Annotated in this window: 24 protein-coding genes and 1 pseudogene; 15 read left to right on the top strand and 10 right to left on the bottom strand. The window is 44.0% G+C overall.

Features of this window, described 5'->3' with window-relative positions; all coding sequences use genetic code 11:
• Positions 1-48 precede the first annotated feature (48 nt).
• On the bottom strand, positions 49-1938 hold the full coding sequence (locus FIV04_RS07335; RefSeq protein WP_152468700.1) for a methyl-accepting chemotaxis protein: 1890 nt from the start codon (positions 1936-1938) through the stop codon (positions 49-51).
• A 307-nt stretch (positions 1939-2245) separates the two neighbouring features.
• Positions 2246-3079 carry a formate dehydrogenase accessory sulfurtransferase FdhD gene (fdhD, locus tag FIV04_RS07330; RefSeq protein WP_032549708.1) on the bottom strand — a complete coding sequence of 278 codons (834 nt, stop codon included), beginning with the start codon at positions 3077-3079 and terminating at the stop codon, positions 2246-2248.
• Between the two features lie 332 nt (positions 3080-3411).
• Between fdhD and FIV04_RS07325 the strand changes: the two genes are divergently transcribed.
• From FIV04_RS07325 to cobB, 11 genes and pseudogenes are all read left to right on the top strand, one after another.
• Positions 3412-3873, top strand: a complete 462-nt coding sequence (locus FIV04_RS07325; RefSeq protein WP_150872438.1) for a DUF3305 domain-containing protein — start codon at positions 3412-3414, stop codon at positions 3871-3873.
• Positions 3863-4519, top strand: a pseudogene (locus tag FIV04_RS07320) (DUF3306 domain-containing protein). Before FIV04_RS07325 ends, FIV04_RS07320 begins: the two are co-directional and overlap by 11 nt.
• Positions 4520-4836: 317 nt before the next feature.
• Entirely contained in the window at positions 4837-6498 is a 1662-nt protein-coding gene (locus tag FIV04_RS07315; protein WP_152468699.1) for a 4Fe-4S dicluster domain-containing protein, read from the top strand.
• A 9-nt stretch (positions 6499-6507) separates the two neighbouring features.
• Positions 6508-7140 carry a molecular chaperone gene (locus tag FIV04_RS07310; RefSeq protein ID WP_152468698.1) on the top strand — a complete coding sequence of 211 codons (633 nt, stop codon included), beginning with the start codon at positions 6508-6510 and terminating at the stop codon, positions 7138-7140.
• A 76-nt stretch (positions 7141-7216) separates the two neighbouring features.
• Positions 7217-7417, top strand: a complete 201-nt coding sequence (locus FIV04_RS07305; protein ID WP_032549042.1) for a twin-arginine translocation signal domain-containing protein — start codon at positions 7217-7219, stop codon at positions 7415-7417.
• Between the two features lie 10 nt (positions 7418-7427).
• A complete protein-coding gene (locus FIV04_RS07300; protein WP_152468697.1) occupies positions 7428-10283 on the top strand; it encodes a formate dehydrogenase subunit alpha in 2856 nt (951 codons plus the stop codon).
• A gap of 11 nt (positions 10284-10294) precedes the next feature.
• On the top strand, positions 10295-10903 hold the full coding sequence (gene fdh3B, locus FIV04_RS07295; protein ID WP_032549044.1) for a formate dehydrogenase FDH3 subunit beta: 609 nt from the start codon (positions 10295-10297) through the stop codon (positions 10901-10903).
• Positions 10904-10917: 14 nt separating this feature from the next.
• Entirely contained in the window at positions 10918-11994 is a 1077-nt protein-coding gene (locus FIV04_RS07290) for a formate dehydrogenase subunit gamma (RefSeq protein ID WP_152468696.1), read from the top strand.
• Positions 11978-12394: a hypothetical protein gene (locus tag FIV04_RS07285; RefSeq protein WP_032549046.1), complete on the top strand. Its 417-nt coding sequence runs from the start codon at positions 11978-11980 to the stop codon at positions 12392-12394. Before FIV04_RS07290 ends, FIV04_RS07285 begins: the two co-directional genes overlap by 17 nt.
• A gap of 348 nt (positions 12395-12742) precedes the next feature.
• The gene (locus tag FIV04_RS07280; protein ID WP_152468695.1) at positions 12743-13963 is read left to right on the top strand and encodes an ammonium transporter; all 1221 of its coding nucleotides are present in this window, start codon (positions 12743-12745) and stop codon (positions 13961-13963) included.
• A 266-nt stretch (positions 13964-14229) separates the two neighbouring features.
• Positions 14230-14964, top strand: a complete 735-nt coding sequence (gene cobB, locus FIV04_RS07275; protein WP_032549049.1) for a Sir2 family NAD+-dependent deacetylase — start codon at positions 14230-14232, stop codon at positions 14962-14964.
• Positions 14965-15066: 102 nt separating this feature from the next.
• Here cobB and FIV04_RS26900 read toward each other — a convergent pair whose 3' ends face one another.
• The 7 genes from FIV04_RS26900 to potA all read right to left on the bottom strand — a co-directional run bounded on the left by FIV04_RS26900 (position 15067) and on the right by potA (position 21279).
• Positions 15067-15219, bottom strand: coding sequence for a hypothetical protein (locus FIV04_RS26900; RefSeq protein WP_160168782.1), 153 nt, complete (start codon positions 15217-15219; stop codon positions 15067-15069).
• Between the two features lie 140 nt (positions 15220-15359).
• Positions 15360-16145, bottom strand: coding sequence for a GGDEF domain-containing protein (locus FIV04_RS07270; protein WP_172974230.1), 786 nt, complete (start codon positions 16143-16145; stop codon positions 15360-15362).
• Between the two features lie 97 nt (positions 16146-16242).
• Positions 16243-17280 (bottom strand): extracellular solute-binding protein, encoded by a 1038-nt coding sequence (locus tag FIV04_RS07265; RefSeq protein WP_150872425.1) that lies wholly within the window; start codon positions 17278-17280, stop codon positions 16243-16245.
• A gap of 142 nt (positions 17281-17422) precedes the next feature.
• Positions 17423-18457, bottom strand: a complete 1035-nt coding sequence (locus FIV04_RS07260) for an extracellular solute-binding protein (RefSeq protein ID WP_032549053.1) — start codon at positions 18455-18457, stop codon at positions 17423-17425.
• 95 nt (positions 18458-18552) lie between these two features.
• On the bottom strand, positions 18553-19323 hold the full coding sequence (potC, locus tag FIV04_RS07255; RefSeq protein WP_032549054.1) for a spermidine/putrescine ABC transporter permease PotC: 771 nt from the start codon (positions 19321-19323) through the stop codon (positions 18553-18555).
• The gene (gene potB / locus FIV04_RS07250) at positions 19323-20180 is read right to left on the bottom strand and encodes a spermidine/putrescine ABC transporter permease PotB (RefSeq protein WP_032549056.1); all 858 of its coding nucleotides are present in this window, start codon (positions 20178-20180) and stop codon (positions 19323-19325) included. Before potB ends, potC begins: the two co-directional genes overlap by 1 nt.
• Positions 20164-21279, bottom strand: coding sequence for a spermidine/putrescine ABC transporter ATP-binding protein PotA (gene potA / locus FIV04_RS07245; protein ID WP_032549057.1), 1116 nt, complete (start codon positions 21277-21279; stop codon positions 20164-20166). Before potA ends, potB begins: the two co-directional genes overlap by 17 nt.
• A 330-nt stretch (positions 21280-21609) precedes the next feature.
• Between potA and FIV04_RS07240 the strand changes: the two genes are divergently transcribed.
• The 4 genes from FIV04_RS07240 to ttcA all read left to right on the top strand — a co-directional run bounded on the left by FIV04_RS07240 (position 21610) and on the right by ttcA (position 25095).
• Positions 21610-22413 (top strand): membrane protein, encoded by an 804-nt coding sequence (locus FIV04_RS07240; RefSeq protein WP_032549058.1) that lies wholly within the window; start codon positions 21610-21612, stop codon positions 22411-22413.
• Positions 22406-23263, top strand: a complete 858-nt coding sequence (locus FIV04_RS07235) for a glucosaminidase domain-containing protein (RefSeq protein WP_152468693.1) — start codon at positions 22406-22408, stop codon at positions 23261-23263. Before FIV04_RS07240 ends, FIV04_RS07235 begins: the two co-directional genes overlap by 8 nt.
• A 76-nt stretch (positions 23264-23339) precedes the next feature.
• Positions 23340-23993, top strand: a complete 654-nt coding sequence (locus FIV04_RS07230; RefSeq protein ID WP_152468692.1) for a DUF2987 domain-containing protein — start codon at positions 23340-23342, stop codon at positions 23991-23993.
• 208 nt (positions 23994-24201) lie between these two features.
• Entirely contained in the window at positions 24202-25095 is an 894-nt protein-coding gene (gene ttcA / locus FIV04_RS07225; protein ID WP_150872417.1) for a tRNA 2-thiocytidine(32) synthetase TtcA, read from the top strand.
• An 81-nt stretch (positions 25096-25176) separates the two neighbouring features.
• Here the strand turns inward: ttcA and uspE are convergent, their stop codons facing one another.
• The gene (uspE, locus tag FIV04_RS07220) at positions 25177-26124 is read right to left on the bottom strand and encodes a universal stress protein UspE (protein ID WP_150872415.1); all 948 of its coding nucleotides are present in this window, start codon (positions 26122-26124) and stop codon (positions 25177-25179) included.
• Between the last annotated feature and the right edge of the window lie 67 nt (positions 26125-26191).

Below are 26191 nucleotides of genomic sequence, written 5' to 3'. Positions count from 1 at the left end.
TGCGATAAAGGCGCTTTTGTTTGTGCTGAACTGTTCGTTACAACAACACTAATATTTAAACTGGGCGACGATCTTATCCAGTTTAACGCTCACATTAGACACCTGTTCACTGCAGCGCACAGAGCCTGACACCACTTCATACGTATCGACGGATAAATGGGCGATATCTGTAATGTTTCGGTCAATCTCCGCAGAGACAACAGATTGCTCCTCCGAAGCGGTCGCAATTTGGCTATTCAAGTCAAACATTTCACCAACCTGCAGATGAATACCTTCAATCGCATTAACTACGCCCTTAGTTTGGCGTTTAACATGTTCCGTTTGATCCAAACTTTCTGACATCTTAGCAACGGTTTTCTCAATCCCACTGGTTAACCCTTGAATGGTGGTTTCAATTTGATGGGTAGAGTTGTTGGTCATGAGTGAAAGTTCTCTCACTTCCGACGCCACCACAGCAAAGCCTCTACCATGCTCACCCGCTCGTGCTGCTTCAATCGCGGCATTGAGGGCGAGTAAGTTAGTCTGTTCTGCGATACCTTGAATCGTCGTAACCACTTGGTTGATCTCACGACTCTGCTCTTCCAGATGGTCTATCAAGGTCTGAGATTCTTCGATGTTGGTAACCAGCACTTGAATGCTGTCATCAGTTGCGTGCGTCTCTTGCAGTGCATGATGAGCGTTTCCTTTGATTTTCTCAGCACTCAGTGCAGCGTTTTCAATATTAGCGGCCACTTCGTTACTGGTCATCACAAGTTCATTGACTGCCGTGGCTACCGATTCAGATTGTTGCTTTTGCTTCTCGGCGTTACTCATGCTTTTTTGCGCAGCTTGCTCTGAACTACAGGAACTGTCAGTAAGCACGGTCATAACTCCTGAAAGATCTTTGATGTTTGCATGTAACTTACTAATGAACGCATCAAAGGAGTGGGAGAGTTGCGCCAGTTCATCGGTACCCTTAGCGTTCATACGAACCGTTAAGTCGCCATCACCATTGGCAATAGACTCCATCATTTGGTTGATGGCTTTGATACGAGTTAAAACACTTTTACCGATTAGTGCCAATAACGCCGATAAAAGAATAACGATGGCAAAGCCGAACAGATGCAGGGTATTTTTGGTATCAGAACTGGCTTGGCTTATTGCCGTGTTAATTTCCAGCTGGACGCCATTAATTGCTTGTTCAGCTTGATGAACGGTTCGACGAAGTTCTCCTTTCAGCCCTAGTTCCTCGGTCAGCCCAAGGCGCGTATTAGCCACGAGCAGCTTTTCGACGGCATCTCGGTAGTTCAAATACGCCTGTTTTGTCGTATTTGTATTCTGAGCATAGGGAGTAAACACATCTAATGCACCATCAAATACGAGACTGGTTTGGTCATTGGTGTGGGCGAGATAGTGGAAATCTTTCTCTACTAACTCAAGCAAGGCGAGTTCCAGTGTGAGATTCGCCTCTTTCTCTACCGCATGTTTCAATTCATTTCGTCTCTTGTCTAAAACTGCAATCAAGCCAACAGAAGGGTTAGGGTTTTCAATCGCATTGACTTGTTGAACAATCTGACGAAATTGATATTCGTAGCTCTCGATTGCTTGGCTGATTTTGGAGGTGTTATCAGAGAGGTTTAACTCGTGGGAAATAAGCGTCTGATTCAAATCTAATAATCTTTGATCCAGTGTTGCGGCGGTAGTATCAAAGCGCTCTGCGTATTCCTGTTCTTTCCTTGCTAGAAAGTCTTTCTCGTGCCTTCTGAGCATGAGTAGGTCGACTGAGCTTCTCAGATTCTCATTGGCGGCACGTTCAAGTGACTCCAGCCGGTCAAGGCTCATCTGTTCATATACGGCATAAACAAACACGGAGACAAATAGCGTGATGTTGATAAGAATAAATTTACTTCGTATAGACAATGACAGCGAAGAACGCTGCTTTTCGGTTGACCTATCCATAGGCAACTCCTTTTAGCCGATGACGTTTTATATCTATCTGTTATTTATTTGAGTGATGTATTTATAAAAGATAGATATGTAACTAATAGCTTATTAGGAGAGTAACGCAAGGGATTGGACCAGTTTGGTAAAAATTTTACCCAAACAAGCTTAAATAGGGCATATTAACAAGCTCTAATATGGTAAATGCCCTCAACAACACATTGATACTGCATACTTCTTGGTAGAGATCATGGCTATTGAGGGCATCGAATTACACTTAGTTAGGCTTCGTTAGATAAGGAAACAACGGTGCATTTTAAATACATTATTCACCGTCTTGGTTACCTTTAACATCAAAGATAATCTTATCTGCACCTGTAAAGACTTGGAAGCGTAAACCTTTAGCACGAGCAATCGTAGTGATGCCAAACTTCTGAGCTAAGTCTAAGCCCATCTGAGTCACACCTGAGCGAGAGAGCAGTACAGGAATGCCCATTTGAGCTACCTTAATCACCATTTCAGACGTCAAACGGCCAGTGGTATAGAAGATTTTGTCTGAACCATCTTCTTGATTCAGCCACATTTCACCTGCCAGCGTATCTACCGCGTTATGACGGCCCACATCTTCAACGAAAGAGAGCACTTGATCGTCTTTACATACAGCACAACCATGGACAGCTCCTGCTTTTTTATAGGTGTCGTTATAGTGAGTTAACGCTTCAAGCGCAGTATAAATTTCTGATTGCTTAAGCTTAGTTTGAGGTACTTGGTAGTTTTCAAGCTGCTTCATTACGTTGCCGTACATAGTGCCTTGACCACAACCTGAGGTGACGGTTTTCTTTTTAAGCGCACTCTCCAGCTGGCTTGTATCTTCTTTCGTTACAACCGCCGCTGAACTGGTTTCCCAATCAATGATGATTGATTCAATCGCTTCAGGGTCAGAAAGGAAGCTTTGGTTCTTTAAATAACCTAAGACTAATGATTCAGGACGTGAGCCCAAAGTCATCAGAGTCACGATCTCTTTCCAGTTAAGCATGACGGTTAGAGGACGTTCGCAAGCAATCTGTTTTGTTAGCTTTTCGCCATACTCGTCGAACACTTCCACTTCAATGGTTTGTAGAGGGTTTTCACTGGTTTTAATAATGTTTGGTTTAACCACTTTAATATCCTAGTTGTGTATACGCTCATCACGCGTTTTGACGTTGACGGTTTAGGCGCTATTTTGAAGCTCGCAGAGGGTGTCGGCTTCTTTGTCTTAATGCTTAAAGCAATTCTTATTCCAAAGCGCTCTTTATCTCAAATTATTCGGATGATTACCTTTACTTAGCGCAAAAACTGTCACATCGGTCTAACCTGAACAGAGACTTCGCCTATTTTGGTAGCGGTATGGCGTGGTTATTGCTTAGTTGTAGTAAACCAAAGATTTTGTGACGTCGTAAATAGAACAAAATGTCCTATTGATTACGGCTTCAAATAACAACTGGATGAGATATGTCGGAAACTAAAGAACTAGAACAACAATATGAGAAAACCGAGACATCTTGGTCGATAGGCGTTCATCGCATCGAGAAAGAGATCAAAACGGGCATGTGGACGACCACACAGTGGGAGCTAGTAGGGTTTGAACTATCCCCAAACAGTGACTCAAAAGATGTGTGTCTACTGCAACTGCATAAAGATGAACGAACAGACTATCGATTCAACCTTAGTTCACAACAACCCAAGCTTTTCTTGGTAATGGATAACGTCGACTCAGGTGTACCTATTATCCAACTGCTGACAGCCTCTCAAACTGTCGCAGGTCAGTATATGGATGGAGATAATCAGGTTCTTTCGTTTGATATGCCTTTACCTGTTCAAGCTTGGATGGAGGCCTTCATTGGTCGACATGGCGAACTGTTAGAAAAACGTCGTAAGAAACGTAAAGGAGCAGGGCGCGCTAATGGCAACTAGTTTCTTTAGTCGTTGGTCACAGCGTAAGTTAGACGCCACAGACGTTGAGAAAGAAGAATCAGTTAACGTTGCTACTGATGCTCAACCTTCTGAATTCACTAGCGTTAACGACCTAGATCCTTCGGTTCATTCAGAACAAACAACCGCGGATGTTTCTAGTGAAACTCTTGATGATTCGGTAGAAAACGCTGAAGATGAATCTCCTTCTGTTGCTCAGCTGCTGGTATCTGAGGCATCGGAGAGCGTGAAAAAGGCTGCTCTGAGAAAGCTATTCTTATCAGAAGAGTTCAACGTTCGTGATGGCTTAGATGACTATGATGATGACTACAGCAATCTCAAGTCTCTTACTGAGGGCGTTGCTGATACGTTAAGAGACTGGGTAAAAGATACCGTCGAGGATAGTGAGCCTGTCACGACTAAAGCTCAAGATGAATCAACTTCGACCAGTGATACCTTAGAACAAGAAGTAGCTGAAACAGAGCAAGAAGAAGCTCTACAAGAAGCGGGCGATGTTTCTGAAAACGAGCCTAAAGATGCCCTCAATTCAGACACTGAGAAGGTTGAAAAGTCTCCCAAACAACAATAACTGTATAAATATACAGTTGCCCATAAAATCGGTACTTCATCTGAAAGTATGACTCTGTAACTGGGACAAAATATACCACACAAACAATAGGTACATTTTGACTAAACACTCAATGAACCGACTGAGACAAATTGTCCCAGTCGGTTTTTTTGTCCTTATTAAATAGCAATAAATAACATAAACCATTGAAATACAATCAAAATAAAGTTGGCATGTACATTGCTATGAACAAGCATAATCAACAGGTTAGTAGATTGTTTCATTATCGATGATGAAATACGACACATCATTAATTGAGCAATTAATCAGCATTCTATACGAGGCTGACTACAATCAAGGTTGAGCAGATTATCCATGACGCTATATGGAACTGAGCAATGCTTAAAGAACTATTAAAAGAAGCAACAACAAATAATGGTAAAGCGCGACTCTATGCTTTTGAAAATACCGTAGAGTTAACCAACCTTATTCCACCAACAGTAAGTTATGAAAGTGGTGGTAATACCCTAATCATAGGGCCAACTGCAATCATTGAGAGCGCGGCTGCACAGCTTCCTCAATTGACTAGCCTTACTCTGCTGTCAACGGATGGAGAGAAGGGTTCAAACAGTGAACTCTATTTCGCTAATTCGGTTCAGGTATCGGGTTTCCTAGGTACGTTTGAAGTGGTTATTGAAAACCGTGGGACGACGAGCAATTTAGCGAAAGTTGCTATTAATCACGATTGCTTTGATGTTGTGCTAGACCTATGCCTAAACAGCTGCATGACTGAAGAGGTTCCAGTTCCGGGTTACTACCCAGTTGGACGTGGCTATCCGAAGTTGGCTGAAGCACTAGAAGAAATCCCAACGCTAATGGGTACGTTCGATAAGCCAAAATTCTTCCGTTTAGATACCGACTTATGTGCGCATAGCTCTCGTGGCGTTAAAGGTTGTGAGCGTTGTGTTGATGCTTGTCCAGCAGGTGCGCTATCAAGTGAAGGTACAGACAAAACCGGTCATCGCATCGAAATTAACCCGTACCTTTGTCAAGGCGTGGGTACTTGTGCAACAAGCTGTCCAACTGAAGCGATCAGTTACGCACTTCCTAATCCAGATGACACTCAAAAGTTCATTGAACGCACGTTAGCCAACTATGAGAAAGCAGGGGGCCTAGACCCGATCGTTCTGATTTGTAGCTCTCGTCATGAAACATATAACGTGATGGCACTTAAAGCACTTCCAGACAATGTTATTCCGGTTGTTGTTGAAGAGCTTCCTTCTGTAGGGATTGATTCGTGGTTTGCAGCGTTAGTAAATGGTGCAACTCAGGTTCTGTTTGCAGCGTCTCGCTTTATGCCAGAAACCATTATTCGTGTTCTTAATAACGAAGTCGGTATTGCTCAAGAACTGTTGGATCAAATTGGTGTAGCAAAAGAGACAGTAGATATCCTTTACCTTGAATCTCTTCGTGAGGGTGCACCTACACTTTGTACCGATTCGTTTGATTTGGCACTTGGCGACCTTCAAGGTAATAAGCGCCAGCGTCTATTTACTGCTCTTGATGCACTAAGCACATCACGAATTCCTGTCGAGAATATTGTTGAGCTTCCATCGAACGCGCCTTACGGCAACGTTTCGTGTGAAAGCAAAGATTGTACGTTATGTATGAGTTGTGTGGCGGTATGTCCAACTCGTGCACTTCATACCGATGGCACATCTCCATCTCTAAAATTCATTGAGCAAGATTGTGTTCAATGTGGTCTTTGTGAAAAAGCATGTCCTGAAAATGTTCTGACTCTAACGCCTCGTATGAATTGGGTGAAAGAGGAGCGTCAGAAGGCCGTTGTGATCCATGAAGAGAAAGCAGCGGAGTGTATTCGTTGTCATAAGCCTTTTGCTCCTCAATCTATGATTGATATGTTGCAAAACAAGTTACGCGGTCACTCTCACTTTTCAGACGAAGCAGCGATCAATCGTATTGCTATGTGTGAAGACTGCCGTGTCATCGATATGTTCGATTCGATGGCTCAAGACCCATTGAAACAACTGAAATACTAGGAGTTGGCTTTGGATACTCATTCAGAACAAGAACAAACATTAAGAACAGATATCTACCTAGTTCTATCCGCACTGTTTCGTAGTGCTCCAACAGAAGAGATGATCGACTTTTTAAAATCTCTAGAAATTGAAGAGTCGGAAAGTGCCATGCAAAAAGCGTGGATTTCGCTTCAACAAGCCGCAATTCAATCTGAACGTGAAGCACTAGAAGACGAATACCAAGACCTTTTCATCGGTATTGGCCGTGGTGAAGTCATGCCTTTTGGTTCATGGCATATGACTGGCGCAATGATGGAAAAGCCACTCGCTGAGATCCGACACGATCTTGAGCTTCTTGGTATTGAGCGCGATGAAAACGTAAAAGAGCCAGAAGATCATATTTCAGCTCTTTGTGAAGTCATGGCGATGCTAACCGGTGAAGAGGAAGAGCTTCAACAAGTTGTTTTTAATAAACATATTGCACCTTGGTTTGAATCTTTCACTCGTCAAACGGAGAGTGCGGAACACGCCAACTTTTACAAGCCGGCCGCTCAGCTATGCCAAGCATTCCTATCGCTAGAACAAGTTCGTTTTAGTGTGAATACCAAAGGCAGTAAGCACAAATCAAAAATTGATGTGAAAAACGTCACTGATTACGAGTAATCGAGCAGTACTCGATCATATCGATAGAGGGGCAGTAAGCCTCCATAAAGATCTACCGTAAGGTAAGGAAGCAATGATGAAAGATAATAAAGAAGTAAATACAAGCCGTAGGGACTTACTCAAAGGCTTAACAACTGCAGCCGTAGCGGGTGCTGTTGTCGCTGGAACTTCAACAGTGGCATCAGCGGCTGAAACGCCTGACCTTTCCAAAAAAGACGTGAAGAAGACTGGCTACCGTGAAACGCAACATATTCGCGACTACTACGACACACTATAGGGGATAAAGGATGAAACTAGTCAAACGCTCCGATAGTGTGAGCAAGGAAACCAATCAGCTCGGCGTATCTCGTCGTGCATTCATGAAGAACACTTCATTGGCTGCTGGTGGCGCTGTAGTAGGTGCAAGCCTATTTGCTCCAGGCATGATGAAGAAAGCACAAGCGAAATCGGTTGATCCTGATGCGAAAACTGAGATCAAACGTACGATCTGTTCTCACTGTTCTGTGGGTTGTGGTATCTACGCTGAGGTTCAAAATGGTGTATGGACTGGCCAAGAGCCGGCATTTGACCACCCATTCAACGCTGGTGGACACTGTGCGAAAGGTGCAGCACTGCGTGAGCACGGCCACGGTGAACGTCGTCTTAAGTATCCAATGAAACTGGAAGGCGGTAAGTGGAAGAAGCTTTCTTGGGAACAAGCGATTGAAGAGATCGGTAACAAAGCGCTAGAGCTTCGTAAAGAGTCTGGTCCTGATTCGGTTTACTTCCTTGGTAGTGCGAAACACAGTAACGAACAAGCTTACGCATTCCGTAAAATGGCGTCACTTTGGGGCACCAATAACGTCGATCACCAAGCGCGTATTTGTCACTCAACCACAGTAGCAGGTGTAGCGAACACTTGGGGCTACGGTGCAATGACAAACTCGTTCAATGACATGCACAACTGTAAATCGATGCTGTTCATTGGTTCAAACCCAGCAGAAGCACACCCAGTTGCGATGCAGCACATCCTGATCGCGAAAGAGAAGAACAACTGTAAGATCGTTGTTGCAGATCCTCGCCGCACTCGTACAGCTGCCAAATCTGATCACTACGTATCACTTCGTCCGGGCTCTGACGTCGCATTTATTTGGGGCGTGCTATGGCATGTCTTCGCAAATAAGTGGGAAGACAAAGAGTTCATTCGCCAACGTGTATTTGGTATGGATGAGATCCGTGAAGAAGTCGCAAAATGGACACCAGCTGAAGTTGAGCGCGTAACTGGCGTATCTGAAGCTGACGTTTACCACACAGCGAAACTGCTTTCTGAAAACCGACCTGGTTGTATTGTTTGGTGTATGGGTGGTACTCAACACACCACAGGTAACAACAACACTCGTGCTTACTGTGTACTTGAACTTGCACTAGGTAACATCGGTAAATCAGGCGGCGGTGCTAACATTTTCCGTGGTCACGATAACGTACAGGGCGCAACTGACCTTGGCGTACTATCAGACACACTTCCAGGTTACTACGGTCTCTCTGAAGGTTCATGGCGTCACTGGTCGAAAGTTTGGGATCTAGATTTTGACTGGGTGAAAGGCCGTTTCGATGACAACGCTTACGGCGGTCAGAAACCAATGAACAGTGCGGGTATTCCTGTATCTCGTTGGGTTGATGGTGTTTTAGAAAATAAAGACAACATCCGCCAACGTGAAAACATTCGCGCAATGTTCTACTGGGGTCACGCGGTGAACTCTCAGACTCGTGGCCCTGAAATGCAGAAGGCGATGCAGAAGCTGGATATGATGGTTATTGTTGACCCATACCCAACAGTTGCAGCGGTAATGAACGATCGTACTGACGGCGTTTACCTACTTCCAGCGACGACTCAGTTCGAAACTTACGGCAGTGTTACAGCATCAAACCGTTCGTTACAATGGCGTGACAAAGTGGTTGATCCACTGTTCGACTCTAAGCCTGACCACGAAATCATGTACCTACTTTCTAAGAAGCTAGGTTATGCAGATCAGTTGTTTAAAAACATCCGCGTTGAGAACAATCAGCCACTGATTGAAGACTTAACCCGTGAGTTCAACAAAGGTATGTGGACGATTGGTTATACAGGTCAAAGCCCTGAGCGTATTAAAGAGCACCAACAAAACTGGCACACATTCCACAAAACAACGTTGGAAGCGGAAGGCGGCCCAATCCACGGGGAAACCTACGGTATGCCTTGGCCATGTTGGGGCACACCAGAGATGAAACATCCTGGTACTCATATCCTTTACGATACATCTAAGCCTGTTGCAGAGGGCGGCGGTAACTTCCGTACCCGTTTTGGTGTTGAATTCGAAGGTAAAAACCTACTGGCAGAAGACAGCTATTCGAAAGGAAGCGAAATCAAAGACGGCTACCCAGAGTTCAGTGACAAGCTTCTGAAACAACTGGGTTGGTGGGACGATCTAACAGCCGAAGAAAAAGCAGCTGCTGAAGGCAAGAACTGGAAAACTGACCTATCTGGCGGTATCCAACGCGTTGCGATTAAGCACGGTTGTATCCCATTTGGTAATGCGAAGGCGCGTGCGATTGTTTGGACATTCCCAGACCGCGTACCACTTCACCGTGAGCCGCTGTACACACCACGTCGTGACCTAGTTGCTGACTACCCAACGTGGGATGACAAAGAAGCGATCTTCCGTGTACCAACCTTGTACAAATCGATTCAAGAAGAAGATAAGTCTGGTGAGTACCCAATCATCCTAACCTCTGGCCGTCTGGTTGAATACGAAGGTGGTGGTGAAGAGACTCGTTCTAACCCTTGGCTTGCTGAACTTCAACAAGAGATGTTCGTTGAAGTTAACCCGAAAGACGCAAACGACATCGGCTTTAAAGATGGCGATGATGTTTGGGTTGAAGGTGCAGAGAAAGGCCGTATTAAGGTGAAAGCTCTTGTCACACGTCGTGTGAAGCCTGGTCTGGCATTTATTCCATTCCACTTCGGCGGTAAGTTCCAAGGTGAAGACCTACGTTCTAAGTATCCTGAAGGCACTGACCCGTATGTTATTGGTGAAGCTGCAAATACAGCAACCACGTATGGTTATGACCCTGTAACGTTGATGCAGGAAACGAAAGTAACCCTTTGTAACATTCGTAAGGCTTAAGGAGTCCAATAATGGCTAGAATGAAATTTCTTTGTGACACTAAGCGTTGTATCGAATGTAACGGCTGTGTCACTGCATGTAAAAACGAAAACGATGATGCTCTAGAGTGGGGTATCCAACGTCGCCGCGTTGTAACACTGAACGATGGCGAACCGGGTGAAAACTCTATTTCGGTTGCTTGTATGCACTGTACTGACGCGCCTTGTATGGCGGTATGTCCTGCAGACTGTTTCGAGCACACTGAAGACGGCATCGTACTTCACAACAAAGATCTGTGTATCGGTTGTGGCTACTGTCTATTCGCTTGTCCGTTTGGCGCACCACAATTCCCTAAACAGGAAGCCTTTGGTGAGCGCGGTAAGATGGACAAATGTACATTCTGTGCAGGCGGTCCTGAAACTGAAGCGGGCTCTGTTGAAGAGCGTCAGAAGTACGGTGCGAACCGTATTGCTGAAGGCAAGCTACCAATGTGTGCATCACTATGTTCAACTAAAGCGCTTCTAGCGGGTGACGCAGAGAAAGTCTCTGATGTATTCCGTCAACGTGTTGTAGAGCGTGGCGCAAAAGGCGCGGGTTGGACCAATGGTAACGACCTATCTTACGATGCGACTAAGAGCTAAGTAGGGAGAGACGTATGCTTTCATTGTTAAAACGTCTCTCATTTGTCGTGCTGCCGCTATTGGCAGCACTGACAATGCTGGCTCCAATGAGTCACGCTGCTGAGACGAAAGCGAATACCGCAGAGCGTGAGATGACCCAACTGGCGGGTGCAGACTTTTGGCGACAAGTGCGTGAAGGTGAGACAGGCTACACAACGTCTCAATCTGCTGAGCACGGTATGCTAATCAGTACTCCCGGACAAACGTGGTACATCTTAAAAGAGAAGTGGATGTCTCCGGCAGGCGCAGTTGCTATCTTCGGTAGTATTGCCTTTGTTACTCTGATGTACATTGTGATTGGCCCGCTCATGTTAAGTGCGCCGAGAACCGGACGTAAGATAAAACGTTGGTCTCGTTTAGACAGAGCACTTCACTGGAGCATGGCGTTTACCTTTCTAACTTTGGCCTTCAGCGGCTTAATGTTGGTTTATGGTAAGCACTTCTTAAAGCCTTATATCCCAACGGATTTTTGGGGCTTTATCATCATGCTCGCTAAGCAATACCACAACTACATCGGTCCAATTTTCTATGTACTGCTAATGTGCGTACTAGTGAAGTGGTGGCGTAAGTCTATCTTCAAGATGGTCGATCTTAAGTGGTTTATGAAGCTTGGTGGTATGGTTGGTAAGCATAAAGGCTCACACCCGTCAGCAGAGTTTTCAAACGCTGGTGAAAAAGCACTGTTTTGGTTACTTATCGTTGTAGGTACCGTCGTTGCGATCAGTGGTTTAGTTCTAGACTTCCCAATCTTTGGTCAAACACGTCGTGATATGGAGCTTTCTAACTTAGTTCACATGCTAGCGGCACTGATCCTAATCTGTGGCTTTGTGTTCCACATCTATATCGGCCTGTTTGGTATGGAAGGGGCGCTAGAAGGTATGGTAACGGGTGAAGTTGACGAAACTTGGGCTAAAGAGCACCACGACCTTTGGTACGAAGAAGTCATGGCTAAAGAGAAACAGGAAGCACTACAAGGTGACACAACTGGTTCGAACACAGAAAACGTCTCGCAAACAGCAAAAGAGGTAAAGCCGAATGAACAAACCTCATAAAGGTATTTGGGTTGCTTATATACTAAGTTGCTTTACGCCATTTACTTGTCTGATTTCGGGTGTGATCGCTATTGTCTATGCGGGTTATCGTCTAGACAAAGGAGAGGATGGGGAAGTCATTGACTCCCATTACTACGGTCTAATCCGTACTTTCTTCCTGAATCTGACCTACTTTGTGGTATTGATCGTTACTGTTGCAACGTCAAATGGCGTTTTGAAAGGTGTAAACGACTACTGGTATAAGAGTCATTTCATCGATGAGATTGCATACTACATCCCTTACGTGGGAATGTTGTTTGGTGCTATTGCCATCGTGGTTTGGTTTATTCGTATGTACCAAGGAATGACCCGCCTGAAGCAAGGTTTGCCTCAAAAAGCTTCGACAGGACCAAACCTGTAACAACACTCTTAAGTTGTTCTATTTGAAACCCAGCTCTTTGCTGGGTTTTTTATTGTCTGCTTTCTAAATCCTCTCAGCCAATCCCTTGATGTTGCACGCATCTTTATGGTGCATCTCACTATCTTGGTGCAAATAAGATTAACAACTTACATCCTGTTGCTCACCAAAATTGTGCCACTAAATATTCAAATCTCTATTAATCAATAAGTTACCTAATAGTGCAAACTGCGCTTATTCAGTTCATGTTGTTTGGAACGCATCTTGCCTAACTATTGAGTCTTTAAATAATTACATCATTTAACACGCACACAATCAGTGCAAATGATAAAGCAAAAGGAGTTAGCTTTAATGAGCCAGTCAGTCGAGCAAGTTCATAGTGCAGTACAGAACTTGACGCAAAGTTCGGACACACTGTTTTTACTACTTGGTGCCATCATGGTTTTCTTGATGCACGCAGGTTTTGCCTTCCTAGAGGTAGGTACGGTACGAAAGAAAAACCAAGTAAACGCTTTGGTGAAGATTCTTGCGGATTTTGGCGTTTCCGCCATTGCGTATTTCTTTATCGGATATTGGGTTGCTTATGGCGCACACTTTTTCGCTGATGCCGATACCTTGGCTCAAGCAAATGGCTATGAGTTAGTGAAGTTCTTCTTCTTAATGACGTTTGCTGCGGCGATTCCAGCAATTGTATCGGGTGGTATCGCAGAGCGCGCGCGTTTCTACCCAGTGTTATTGGCGACCTTGTTTACGGTCGGGCTGGTTTATCCGTTCTTTGAAGGCATTATTTGGAATGGGAATTTTGGCCTACAAGATTGGTTCGAAGCGCAGTTAGGTTATGGCTTTCATGACTTCGCAGGTTCAATCGTCGTACATGGCGTAGGTGGTTGGATTGCATTGGTCGCAGTTTACTTTCTGGGAATGCGTAAAGGACGTATTCGTGCGGGTAAGCACACCAACTTCGCACCATCAAACATTCCTTTCTTAGCGTTAGGCGCATGGATTCTTTGTGTCGGTTGGTTTGGCTTTAACGTAATGTCAGCGCAGGCAATCAATGGCATTAGCGGCTTAGTTGCAATGAACTCTCTCATGGCGATGGTTGGCGGTATTCTAGCTGCACTGTTTGCTGGCAAGAACGACCCAGGCTTCATTCACAATGGTCCTTTAGCGGGCTTAGTCGCAGTTTGTGCAGGCTCAGACTTGATGCATCCACTCGGTGCACTAGTAACAGGTGGTGTCGCAGGCGCGCTATTTGTTTACCTATTTACTTACATGCAAAACAAAACCAAGATTGATGACGTATTAGGTGTTTGGCCTCTACACGGCGTTTGTGGCGCATGGGGCGGCATCGCAGCAGGTATCTTTGGCCAACAAGCATTCTGGGGACTTGGTGGTGTGAGCTTTGTGGTACAAGTTCTGGGTACTATTGCAGGCATTGTCATTGCAGTTGGTGGTGCATTCATCGTTTATGGCATCCTAAACAAAGTGACAGGCCTTCGTTTAAGCGAGGAAGATGAATTTAACGGTGCGGATCTATCCATTCACAAGATCTCATCTGTAAGCGAAGATTAACCTTTAAACAAAGTAATCTTCTTACCTCTAGATACAGAAATTAAAAGCGGCTTCGGTCGCTTTTTTCATTTTTTGTAAAGAGCGATAAAGAGCAAAACCCGATTCAACAGTCGTCGCTTCACCGTTTTTCCTATTCAAAACTCAAGCTAGTTCACAAATGACCAATGAATACATGCACATAAGACCATGGTCTAATCCCCAAAACTATTGTTGGAATTTGAACAATGCTAAGCTGTTACAAAGTGACATATTGATAAGGACGTAATATGAATTTCCCATACAGAAATATCGTGATTCTCACAGGTGCTGGGATCTCGGCAGAATCAGGAATACAAACTTTTCGTGCGCAGGACGGCTTATGGGAAAACCACAAGATCGAAGATGTGGCTACCCCCGAAGGCTTTCAACGAGACCCTGATTTGGTTCAAGCATTTTATAATAAGCGCCGTAAAGGACTGCAAAGCCCCGATATTGAGCCTAATGCTGCACACAAAGCGCTAGGGGAGCTTGAGAAGCGTTTAGATGGGAAAGTCACCATTATCACACAGAATATCGATAACCTTCATGAGAGAGGCGGTAGCGACAATGTGATACACATGCACGGCGAACTCCTAAAAGCCCGTTGCAGTGAATCGAATCAGGTTATCGAGCACAAAGATGACATTCTGACTGGTGAGCTATGTCATTGTTGCCAAATCCCAGCTCAGATGAGGCCTCACATTGTTTGGTTTGGTGAAATGCCACTACGTATGGGGGATATCTATTCAGCGTTAGAAGAAGCGGATCTATTTATTTCTATCGGTACTTCTGGCGTAGTGTACCCAGCTGCAGGCTTTGTCCATGATGCGAAAATGCATGGCGCTCATACTATTGAAATTAATCTAGAGCCAAGCGCTGTAGAAAGCGAATTTGTTGAAAAGCGTTATGGTAAGGCAAGCATTGAGGTCCCAAAATTAGTTTCAGAACTCCTATACGAAGAGCCTAAAAGTTTAAGAGCTTGAAAGGAAAAATAGTCTATCGGTTTGTATAAAAACAAGGCATCACGATTCAATGTGATGCCTTGTTTGTTTTTGGTCTGATTCAACAGCACTACTCATACACGGTTAATGCTTTTTGGCATAGAAAGCGATAGCTTCTTCACTGGTCATCCCGTAGTTTTGAATCAGGTCTACGAGTTGACGTTTTTCTTCTAGCTCAGCAAGAATCTCTGGATCAGTTTCAATTTCATAGTCATCAATATCATCTATCGGCTTCACGTCTTTTATCCTTCTGAACTACAACAAAAAAAGACTAGCATAACCAACAGAGACTCAAGCAATAGTTCACACGAAGTGCGACTTACAGAGCAAAAACAAACTTGTGTTTTGTCTTATAACAAAGCTCCTTCTACAGCAAATTAAACACACTTCAAGCTGTGCTTGGCCTTTTTCATGGTGTACATCGCTTTGTCTGACGCAACCAAGGCCTGTTGAAAAGTGTCTTGTGTCGCAGGGGCTACACCATATGAAAAATCAATATTTTCGCCGTGAAGCAGATTGACAACCTGATCTATAAATTCAGCGCTACGTCCTTTGAGTGCAACCACGACAAACTCGTCGCCACCAATTCGAAATAGTAACTCGTCCTGAACCGCAGCTTGGCGAAGTACCTGAGAGAAGCGCACAATCATGAGATCACCTACATTATGACCTTTTAAATCATTCACGCGTTTTAGGCCATCAAGGTCCAGATAGATAACATCGAACTCGGCGAGTGTAATTGTGTCGAATTTCTTTCGGTTAAACAGGCCCGTCAACTCATCAATGTGGCTCTGAGCTTTAATGGAGGAGGTGAGTTGGGTAATACCAATCGCGATAAGCAAAAACGCGATCTGCAGTAAACCATCTTCAAGAAAAGTATCAATGAGTTCATGGCGGTCTGCCCATTCATCAAGCCTCTCGAGTTCTGTTGCGACGTCATAACAAAGGTTGAAAATAAGGAGCAGAGCACCGAAGTGCAAGATCTTATGAGGGAGTATCGCTTTTCGAGCAACAGCATAGACATAAATTACGATGATCAGCGTATTGGTTTCAAAGAATAAGTCGTAGTTTGAATCTATGTCTGTCACAGAGCTCAAGCCAAGCATCACAAAGGAGCCTAGTAGCATTAGAGTGACAATCAATAGTATAGGGTTTGCCTTCATATTAAATCGCACTTCGTGTTGTTTATTTTTATCCTATATAAAGTTTAGATAAAAAGAAAGCGGCCAACGCCGCTTTCATATTCATTATAAAAATAAACTAGTTGTTTACTTTTAGTTTTTGGAAGTACTCGTCATAAATAACGCTCGCTTCACCCACTTCGTCTTGCCAAAAACCGTTGTCCATTACAGATTGTGGTGGGAAAACGTTCTGATCTTCAGCAAACTCTTTTGGTAGAAGAGGGTATGCCGTTTTAACTGGCGTTGGGTAGCCAATTTCTAGAGCAATTTTTGCTGCGTTTTCAGGGCGTAGTAGGAAGTCGATCATCTTGTGTGCCGCATCTACGTTTTTCGCGCCTGATGGAATCGCTAGGCTGTCCATCCAGAAGATTGCGCCTTTCTCTGGCCAGATGATGTCAATTGTTGCACCTTCTTGACGAGCCATGTATGCAGAACCGTTCCAAAGCATACCTAGAGAAACTTCACCTGCTAGGTAAGGGTTTGCTGGGAAATCTGAGTTGAATACCAATACATTTGGCATTAGCTTCTTCAGCTCTTCGTAAGCCGCTTTGATTTCATCTGGGTTAGTTGTGTTTGGAGAGTAACCCAGCTTTGTTAGAGCAATGTGGAACACTTCACGAGAGTCGTCCATCATCATCAGCTGACCTTCCCACTGTGTATCCCATAGGTCATCCCATGATTTAACAGAAGACTTGTCTAGCATGTCTGAGTTAATACCGATACCCGTAGCACCCCAGATGTATGGGATAGAGTAGCTGTTGCTTGGGTCAAATGGCTTGTCCAAGTAGTTTGGATCCAAATCAGCAAAGTGAGTTAGCTTAGATTTGTCTAGCTCTTGAAGCATGCCTTCTTTGCGCATCTTAGATACGAAGTAAGTAGAAGGTACAACTAGATCGTAACCTGAACCTTGAGTTTTTAACTTAGCGTACATGCTTTCGTTAGACTCGTAGGTAGAGTAGATAACTTTAATTCCAGTCTCTTCAGTGAAGTCCTCTAACACTTCGTTAGGGATGTATTCAGACCAGTTGTAAAAGTACAGTTCTTGGTCAGCTGCGAAAGAAGGAGTTGAAAGTAAGGTAGCAGCACACAATGCGCCGGTATACAGTGTTTTTTTCATTACTGTTCCGTTCATTTGTTTGATTTGAATCTGGGTTGCGGACCCAATGTGAATCGATTTATAAAAATCGCGTCGGATTATAGCAGTCTAATACGAAAATAGGCAGCCTAAGCTGCCTATTGCATTGAAATTATTATAGACCCTACTGGCCGGCTTTCAACTTCATGAAATACTCTTCATATTTCACGGTTTTGTCGCCAACTGCCGCTTGCCATTCAACGCGGTCTAGATCTTCTTGAGAAGGGAATAGCGCAGGGCTATCTTTGAACTTCTCGTTCGATGCTTTTACTGCGGTTAGGTAGCCAGTGTCACGAGAGATCTGCTCTGCAATCTCAGGGCGCAGTAGGAAGTCGATCATCTTATGCGCCGCTTCTACGTTCACAGCACCAGAGCTAATTGCAAAGTTATCTACCCAGCCGATACCACCTTCTTTTGGGAATACCAGTTTAATTGGCAGGCCTTCATTTTGAGCCGCAGCAGCAGAGCCGTTCCAAAGCATACCTAGACCAACTTCACCAGACATGTATGGCGCACCTGGGTTATCAGAGTTAAACACAAGTACGTTCGGCATCAGCTTTTGTAATTCAGCGTAAGCTTCGTCGATTTGCTTTTCGTCTGTTGTGTTGCCTGAGTAACCTAGCTTGCGAAGAGCAATGTGGAACACTTCACGCGTATCATCCATCATCATCAATTGGCCTTCAAGCTCAGGCTTCCATAAGTCTGCCCAGCTTTGGAATTCTTCTGGGTCATACATATCTGTATTAACAGCAAGACCTGTGATCGCAACAACGTGAGGAATAGAGTAGTCGTTGTTTGGATCGTACGGCTTGTCTAGGTAATTAGTATCTAGGTTAGTGAAGTTACTTAACTTAGACTTATCAATTTTTTGTAGCATACCTTCATCGCGCATTTTAGACACGAAGTAGGTTGATGGCACAACAAGGTCATAGCCTTTGTTATGCGTTTTTAGCTTCGCGTATAAGGTTTCATTTGACTCATAAGTAGAGTAGATAACCTTAATACCTGTTTCGTTTGTGAACTTCTCTAAGATCTCACTGTTGATGTAAGGACCCCAGTTCATAAACACTAATTCTTTGTTCTCTTCTGCAGATACAGACGCAGAAAACATAGAAAGCGCACATGCACTACCAGCTAATAAAGTAGCCCATTTTTTCATTGACGTTAGCTCCGAACTAAACGTTGCCTAAAAGGCAGTAGATAGAAAAACAGAATGGCGATTTCACCATTCTGTTTATGAATTACACGTGAGGTTTACTTGATCTTTTCTCTTGCTAGCAGTTGAGAAGCAACAACTAGTATCAACGAGACCACAAGCATAACCGTTGCAAGGGCATTAACCTCTGGTGAAATTCCCACTTTCACCATTGAATAGATCTTCAATGGTAAGATTTCATATGTTGGACCAGTCACAAACGAGCTGATAATCACGTCATCAAGCGATAACGTGAAGCTCAGTAACCAACCCGCAGCAACAGCAGGTTTCGCTAGCGGAAGAATGATCTGTTTCAAGATCGTCCACTCACTCGCGCCCAAATCTTTTGCTGCTTCCAGCATTTTGACATCAAAGCCATTCAAGCGACTGTACACTGTCACCACGACAAACGGTAGACAGAAGGTAATATGAGCCGCGAGTAGGGTAAAGAACCCAAGCTGTACGCCCATTACCAAAAACAGAGCCAGTAACGAGATTGCCATAACAATATCAGGTGACATCATCACCACAAACAGCATAGTGTTTACAACGCCTTTACCTTTGAACTGGTATCGGAATAGTGCCACAGCCGTTAGGCTGCCCACGATTGTCGCTGCTGTTGCAGAGAACACAGCAACATTGAGAGAGTGCCATGCTGCCTGCATAAGGCTGTCATTATTTATCAGTGCGTCATACCACTTGGTGGTGAAGCCGCCCCATTTCATGCCAAATTTGTTCGCATTAAACGAGTTTGCGATTAATACGATGATTGGTAAGTATAGAAAACCATATACCAATGTCATAAAGCTGAACTTAACTGTGCGCCCCATTAGTCTAGCTCCACCTTCTTATTCAATAGCTTGCCCGCACGATAGTAGGCATAAAGCATCACAGCCATTGCTGCCGTTAGCGCGATACTGGTTGCCGCACCAAACGGCCAATCTCGGGCATTCAGTACCTGGCTCTTAATCACGTTACCAATCAGTAGGTTCTTCGCGCCGCCTAATAGGTCAGAAATGTAGAACATGCCCAACGCTGGTAACAGAACAAGCAAACAGCCGCCAATAATACCTGGCATTGTTAGTGGCAAAATGACTTTAAGTAGCGTCTGTAATTTATTCGCGCCCAAATCTTTTGCCGCTTCAATGTAGGTATCGTCCAACTTCTCAATCGCAGAGTAGAGTGGCAGAATCATGAATGGCAATAGGATGTATACCAAGCCGATCATTACGGCCGTTTCGGTATACATAATACGCATCGGTTTATCGATGATTTCCAACGCCATCAAGCTTTTGTTCAACACGCCCTGGGTACCCAACACAATCTTCAAGCCATAAGTACGAATCAGTGAATTTGTCCAAAAAGGAACAATCACTAAGAACAGCATGAAAGGGCGCCATTTAGCCGGCATTTTCGCTACGATATAAGCGAATGGGTAACCAATCACTAAACAAAGTAGTGTTGCCACAATCGCCATGTAGAACGAATGCGCTAAGACTTTGAAGTACAGCGGGTCAGCTAAACGAACATAGTTATCGAGCGTGAATGTCATCTCGATAAGGTTCGCTTCATCTCTAGTTAGAAAGCTTGTACCAATAATCATGATGTTTGGAATCATCACGAAAATAACAAGCCAACCAGTGATTAAAGCAATAATGGCGTTTTGTAAATTAAACTTCTTGCTCATCTTCTAGCACCACTTCCCAGCTCTCAACCCAAGTTACAGCAACTTTTTGGCCCAGTGAGTGATCAACATCTGGGTCATCTTCGTTGAAGAATTCGCTTACCATTACGCGCATACCAGATTCCAGTTCAACAACTGAATCCAGCGTCATGCCTTTATAGGTACGCTCGATAATATGGCCAACAATGCCACGCTGCTCAGACTCTTTGATCTCTTCGATTCGAAGGTCTTCAGGTCTTAATAGAACTTGCAGCTTTTGTCCTTCAGTGATCTCTTTATCGTGATAGATAATAGAGTCTTCACCTTCAATCTTTGCCACAATACGCTTTTCGTCTTGACGAGAAATTGCGGTTGCTTCGAACACGTTGATCTCGCCAATGAAACGCGCAACGAATAGGTTTTTAGGCTCTTCGTAGATTTCACGTGGTGTACCATCTTGTTCGATAACACCGTCTCGCATAACGATAATACGGTCTGACATCGATAGCGCTTCTTCTTGGTCATGCGTTACAAAGATGAACGTAATACCAAGTTGACGCTGAAGCTGCTTAAGCTCAATCTGCATCTGTTTACGCAGTTTGTAATCCAGCGCCGATAGAGATTCATCCAGCAGTAGAACTTTAGGCTTATTAACAACCGCACGCGCGATCGCGATACGTTGCTGCTGACCACCAGAGAGTTGGTGTGGTTTTCGTTGCGCCATCTGTTCTAGGCGTACCATTTTCAAAGCTTCCATTACGCGAGGTTCAATCTCGGCGCTCGGAACTTTCTGCATACGTAGACCAAATGCCACATTGTCGAAGACAGTCATATGTGGGAATAGGGCGTAGCTCTGGAAAACAGTGTTTACATGCCTTTGTTCAGCAGGAACTTGGGTAACATTTTGGTCAGCTAATAGGATTTGACCACTATCTGCCGTTTCAAAACCCGCAATCATTCTTAGTACTGTGGTTTTACCACAACCGGATGGGCCTAAGATGGTGAGGAACTCACCGTGATTGACATTTAGATCAAGATTGCCGATGACTTCCTTACCATCGAAACTTTTACTAATACCAGTGAGTTGTACTACTGGCTTTCCTACTGATTGTTTAGCGTTCAACGTCTGTTTTTCTCCACCTTGGTCCTTTTCAAGACCTGTTGCTACACACTTTTAAGGCGCGCATCATAATCACCAAAATCGTGAATTCAAAGCATTTTTTATCGTTGATTGATAAAAAATTTCGCAGGTAAAAGTAAACATCCTTTACCATACTGATATTTGAGGCATTTCTGCATAAATAAGTGTTTAATTATTAACCATTAACGCACAAAAGCAAGCCTTGTTACAGAATCAAGTTTTAGTTTGCACTCGACATATGAGTATAATGAAGCCAATTTTTTATCAATAAGTTAGGTGGCTTCGAATTCGCTAGCGCACCTAGGTATCACTATGAATAATGACATCGAAAAAGACTTTAATTTAGGCGGCAGTATCGACAGAGCACTTTCTGGGGATTACGAACTGAAAGCGACAGCTGTTTTCCAAGAAGCTTGGAAGCATACGATTAGTCACTTCTTAAACTTCTCGCCAGCCATTATTGCTTTAATGTTTGTCCAGCTTGCTATCTTTTATATCGCTCTCAAGTTACAGCTTGGTGACCCAGGTATTATCCTTGATGCGGTGATTGATCCTGAAGCATTTACACCACAGATCGTTGAGTCGATTTTCATTGCTAACTTTAGCTACGAAGTTATCAGCGCGCCGGTATACGCAGGCATCAGTCTAATGGCGATGAGCCACGCTGCAGGTTTAAACACCAAACTGCGCCATATCGGTAAAGGATTGCAATTCACGGTACCAGTGATCCTAGCAACACTATTTAGCTTAATGCTGCAGGGTATAGCAGGTATGATTCTGCCGTTCTTGTCGATTTACTTCTCTTTAGCCTTTACTCATTCGATCCTGCTGATCTGTGATAAGAAAGTGCCGCCGATGCAATCTTTACTGCTGTCACTACGCGCAGTGAACAAAAAGATATTCACGGTTGCTGCGATTTACCTGATGGTGATGTTGATGTTTATTGCGGCCGCAATGTTATACGGCATTGGTTTGATTTTCGTTTTACCTTTCTTCTTCCATGTGAAAGGCATTCTGTATCGTGAAATGTTCGGCATCAAACTGAAACTTATCGCTTCAGATAAACCAAAAGGTGATGACGACAATAACAACGACTCACAGGTTTTCGATGCATAGTTCAGATTCAGCACACAAAGGCCGTTCTCTTGCACTCAAGGTTACGGCTTTAGCATTGGTAGGCTCGGTCTCCTTAGTTGGTCCTTACCTCTATAATGAGGAAGAGGAACGTAGAAAGGCATCTATCGAGAAAACTGAAGCAAAGGCGACAAATGTTATCCCAGAATTGGACCTGCCATCAGGGAAGCCTAACTTCGCTGCAATTGAAGATACCAACGCGAAGAAAAAAGCCTTCTTCGACTATTTACGTCCAAGTATCAATCTTGAAAACCGCCGCATTGCTAAAGAGCGCTCATTTTTAGAAAGCCTTGCCGATAAGGGCATCTCTAATGCAGATTCGGAAGACAAAGCGTACGCGAAAAGGTTAGCCAAGCTCTACAGCTTACCGCAGCCTACTGCAGGTATTGATGAGGCGTGGTTGAAAGAAATGCTGAACCGAGTAAACGTGCTTCCAGAAGCACTTGTTCTGACGCAAGCAGCCAATGAGTCTGCTTGGGGTACATCTCGATTCGCAACCGAAGCAAACAACTACTTTGGGCATTGGTGTTACAGTAAAGGTTGTGGGCTTGTGCCATTACAACGTAACGAAGGGAGCACCCATGAAGTGGCGAAATTCTCTTCTAGCCAAGAGTCTGTTCACCGCTATTTCATGAACTTAAATAGAAATAAAGCCTATCAAGACCTACGCGGTATCAGAACGGAACTGGCCAATAAAGGCGAAGACCTATTAACTTTTGATGCTGCGACTAAGCTAACCGAAGGTTTATTGAAATATTCTGAACGTGGTGCCGACTATGTGACTGATTTACAAGCCATGATACGCCACAACAAGGTATACTGGGTCAAATAACCGATTGAATGAACAAAGAGCAGCTGGTTAACGCTGCTCTTTTTTGTTTCCTAGCTCAACAATTATAAGAAGTACCATGAAAAAGACGACGCTTGCTATTCTAGCCTCATTGAGTCTTGGGCTTTCTCTGCCCGCTGCTGCCCAAGAGTACATGTTCACCTATTCAAAACTCTACACGCAACTTAAGAACAACCTTAAAGAAGGTCACGAAGACGTAAAAGTTGCTGTATTTTTTGTAGATCAGGCCAACAATACGACTTGTCACATTCGTAAGTCTTGGATGGAAAAAGAAGAGCACTACGAAGATTTAGAGGTTTCTTCAGGCAATGAGCTTCTGATTCCTATCGACAAAAACTTGCGATCAGCGAATCCTTTAATCTTCGTTCATACAACAGAAGAAGAGTGCGCATACTCACTCGTAGTCATGACCAAAGAGCCACTACAAGGCGAAGTACAGGTTAGCGATATAGAAACACTTCTACCGCAAATGCAGACCATGTTAGAAGACCTCAGCGGTATGTTTTCTAGTTGGTTCACACCTGATATTGAAGGTGTAACACTGGAATTCCCAAATCAACTCGATAGTGAAATCAGCCTTTCAAATGGCAAAACAATAGCAATTGAGCAAGGTCGTGCTCGCTTTACCATTGCCGAGCTTGACGGCGCGAGCAGCTTTACACTGCCAGAACCAACATTGCGAGTATTGCCATATATTCCAGCTGATCAATAAAACGGCTTCCAACATTTAGACAAAACAGCAAGCACATCGCTTGCTGTTTTTGTTTGAATCGGATTGATATAGAACAGTATTGTCAATAAGAGGTGAGGTTATCTCGCGTTGACTATTTCAACCTTAAATAAAAATCCGTATAATCCACGCCCTAAAACATACCACCTAGCAATCGACAGTCGGTGTTCCCGGCAGTATGAGAATAGCAATGAACCAAAACGATAACAGAAAAGAAATCCACGAATTCAACAAGCTTCAAAAGCGTCTAAGAAGAAATGTTGGAAATGCCATCATCGACTACAACATGATCGAAGAAAATGACGTAGTAATGGCCTGTATTAGTGGCGGTAAAGACTCATTCGCTATGCTAGACATCCTGCTACGTTTACGTGAAGCAGCACCAATCAAATTTGATGTTGTTGCAGTAAACCTAGACCAAAAACAACCTGGCTTCCCTGAGCATATTCTTCCTGAGTACTTTGAAACGCTGAACATTCCTTACTACATCGTAGATAAAGACACGTACTCAGTAGTTAAAGAGAAGATCCCAGAAGGTAAAACAACGTGTGGCCTATGTTCTCGTCTGCGTCGCGGTACTTTGTACTCATTCGCAGAGAAGATTGGCGCAACTAAGATCGCCCTTGGTCACCACATGGATGACATCGTTGAAACTATGTTCCTTAACATGTTCCACGGCGCTCGTCTAAAGGCGATGCCACCTAAACTACGTTCTGATGATGGCCGTAACGTTGTTATTCGTCCACTGACTTACTGTCGTGAAACGGACCTAATCAAATACGCTGAACACAAAGAGTTCCCAATCATCCCTTGTAACCTGTGTGGCTCGCAAGAGAACCTACAACGTCAATCTATTAAAGCGATGCTGATTGACTGGGATAAGAAAACTCCTGGCCGTGTTGAGAAGATCTTCAAATCAATCCAAAACGTTAGCCCAAGCCAACTTGCTGACCGCGAACTGTTTGACTTCGTAAACCTTCCACTAGACCGTAGCGGCGAGCGTGAAGAGTACGAATTCCAAGAAGCTGAAATCTCATCTTCTAATATCGATGAGTCAATGTTCATCGACGTAACTAACATCTAGCATTTACGTTAGAAAGAACAGATGTAGATAAAAAAGCGCCTCTAGTTAGACTAGAGGCGCTTTTTTAATGATTGATGTAGCTTAGCTCGAGGTGTTTGGATCGAGTGGGCTAATAAACCCAGCAGGCTTCAATGCCAACACGTCACAGTTGATTTTATCGATCACATGCTCAGCAGTGTTACCAATAAACACAGCAGAAAGACCTGTACGACCTGTCGTGCCCAAAATCACCATTGCTGCATTGTTCTCTGCAGCCACCTTAGGAATGATATCTTCAGGTAAGCCTTGCTCTACAATTGTCTGCTCTTCACACATACCGTGTTTCTGACGCAGTGCCTTCATAGCTGTTAAATGGTGTCCACGAACGGCATCGGTGTAGGATGTCGGATCAAACTCAGGCAGTTCAATCGTTATGTTGGCTGGAGTCACAGGGTAGGCGTTGACCAGGTATGGCTGAGCGTCTAATCGACCCGTAATCTCTAATAGGCGGTCAACCATCGCATCATTAAGCTCTAGGTGTGATTCTGTTTCAGAACCTACATGAACAGACGCATAAATCTTCGCGTCATCTGGCCAGTACTCGTTTTTAACTAACAAGACTGGGCTTGGACATTTACGTAATAAGTGCCAATCGGTCGGAGTAAAGATAACCGACTCAAGCGTGTCGTGTTTGCGAGTGCCTTTGATTAGGATATCGTGCTCGCCACTAAATACCTCAGCGATAATCGCTTCATATGGGCGGTTATGCCATACAACTTTAACGTTGAATTCGATGGTGTCATCTAGGTATGGCTCAGCCACTTTATTCATCCAGATCTCACGTTGATGAATCACACCTTTACGCATCGCGTCACGCTCATCAGCAGAAAGCATTGATGTCATGTCATAGGAGAAATCGTAAATGGAAAGAAAGAAAGTAACGTGGCTTTTTGAAGTGCTTTTTTTTGCAAGTTGAATAGCGCGAACTAGGGCAGGTTGCTCATCATGATTGATGTCGGCGACCACTAAGATTTTGTTATAGATACTCATAACTAAGCCTACTTTTCAGACTGGACATATAAACAATGTAGCGTAGTTATAAAGAGATTAAGAGAAA

This window comes from Vibrio sp. THAF190c (genome assembly GCF_009363355.1).
Taxonomy (GTDB): Bacteria; Pseudomonadota; Gammaproteobacteria; order Enterobacterales; family Vibrionaceae; genus Vibrio; species Vibrio fortis_A.
This window is presented reverse-complemented; position numbering and strand designations above follow the sequence as displayed.

Bases quoted from the DNA above. Each gene is read 5' to 3' on its own strand.
- FIV04_RS07335 (WP_152468700.1), bottom strand. From the start codon at position 1,938: ATGGATAGGTCAACCGAAAAGCAGCGTTCTTCGCTGTCATTGTCTATA.
- FIV04_RS07325 (WP_150872438.1), top strand. From the start codon at position 3,412: ATGTCGGAAACTAAAGAACTAGAACAACAATATGAGAAAACCGAGACA.
- FIV04_RS07315 (WP_152468699.1), top strand. From the start codon at position 4,837: ATGCTTAAAGAACTATTAAAAGAAGCAACAACAAATAATGGTAAAGCG.
- FIV04_RS07305 (WP_032549042.1), top strand. From the start codon at position 7,217: ATGAAAGATAATAAAGAAGTAAATACAAGCCGTAGGGACTTACTCAAA.
- FIV04_RS07300 (WP_152468697.1), top strand. From the start codon at position 7,428: ATGAAACTAGTCAAACGCTCCGATAGTGTGAGCAAGGAAACCAATCAG.
- fdh3B (WP_032549044.1), top strand. From the start codon at position 10,295: ATGGCTAGAATGAAATTTCTTTGTGACACTAAGCGTTGTATCGAATGT.
- FIV04_RS07290 (WP_152468696.1), top strand. From the start codon at position 10,918: ATGCTTTCATTGTTAAAACGTCTCTCATTTGTCGTGCTGCCGCTATTG.
- FIV04_RS07285 (WP_032549046.1), top strand. From the start codon at position 11,978: ATGAACAAACCTCATAAAGGTATTTGGGTTGCTTATATACTAAGTTGC.
- FIV04_RS07280 (WP_152468695.1), top strand. From the start codon at position 12,743: ATGAGCCAGTCAGTCGAGCAAGTTCATAGTGCAGTACAGAACTTGACG.
- cobB (WP_032549049.1), top strand. From the start codon at position 14,230: ATGAATTTCCCATACAGAAATATCGTGATTCTCACAGGTGCTGGGATC.
- FIV04_RS07270 (WP_172974230.1), bottom strand. From the start codon at position 16,145: ATGAAGGCAAACCCTATACTATTGATTGTCACTCTAATGCTACTAGGC.
- FIV04_RS07265 (WP_150872425.1), bottom strand. From the start codon at position 17,280: ATGAAAAAAACACTGTATACCGGCGCATTGTGTGCTGCTACCTTACTT.
- FIV04_RS07260 (WP_032549053.1), bottom strand. From the start codon at position 18,457: ATGAAAAAATGGGCTACTTTATTAGCTGGTAGTGCATGTGCGCTTTCT.
- potC (WP_032549054.1), bottom strand. From the start codon at position 19,323: ATGGGGCGCACAGTTAAGTTCAGCTTTATGACATTGGTATATGGTTTT.
- potB (WP_032549056.1), bottom strand. From the start codon at position 20,180: ATGAGCAAGAAGTTTAATTTACAAAACGCCATTATTGCTTTAATCACT.
- FIV04_RS07240 (WP_032549058.1), top strand. From the start codon at position 21,610: ATGAATAATGACATCGAAAAAGACTTTAATTTAGGCGGCAGTATCGAC.
- FIV04_RS07235 (WP_152468693.1), top strand. From the start codon at position 22,406: ATGCATAGTTCAGATTCAGCACACAAAGGCCGTTCTCTTGCACTCAAG.
- FIV04_RS07230 (WP_152468692.1), top strand. From the start codon at position 23,340: ATGAAAAAGACGACGCTTGCTATTCTAGCCTCATTGAGTCTTGGGCTT.
- ttcA (WP_150872417.1), top strand. From the start codon at position 24,202: ATGAACCAAAACGATAACAGAAAAGAAATCCACGAATTCAACAAGCTT.
- uspE (WP_150872415.1), bottom strand. From the start codon at position 26,124: ATGAGTATCTATAACAAAATCTTAGTGGTCGCCGACATCAATCATGAT.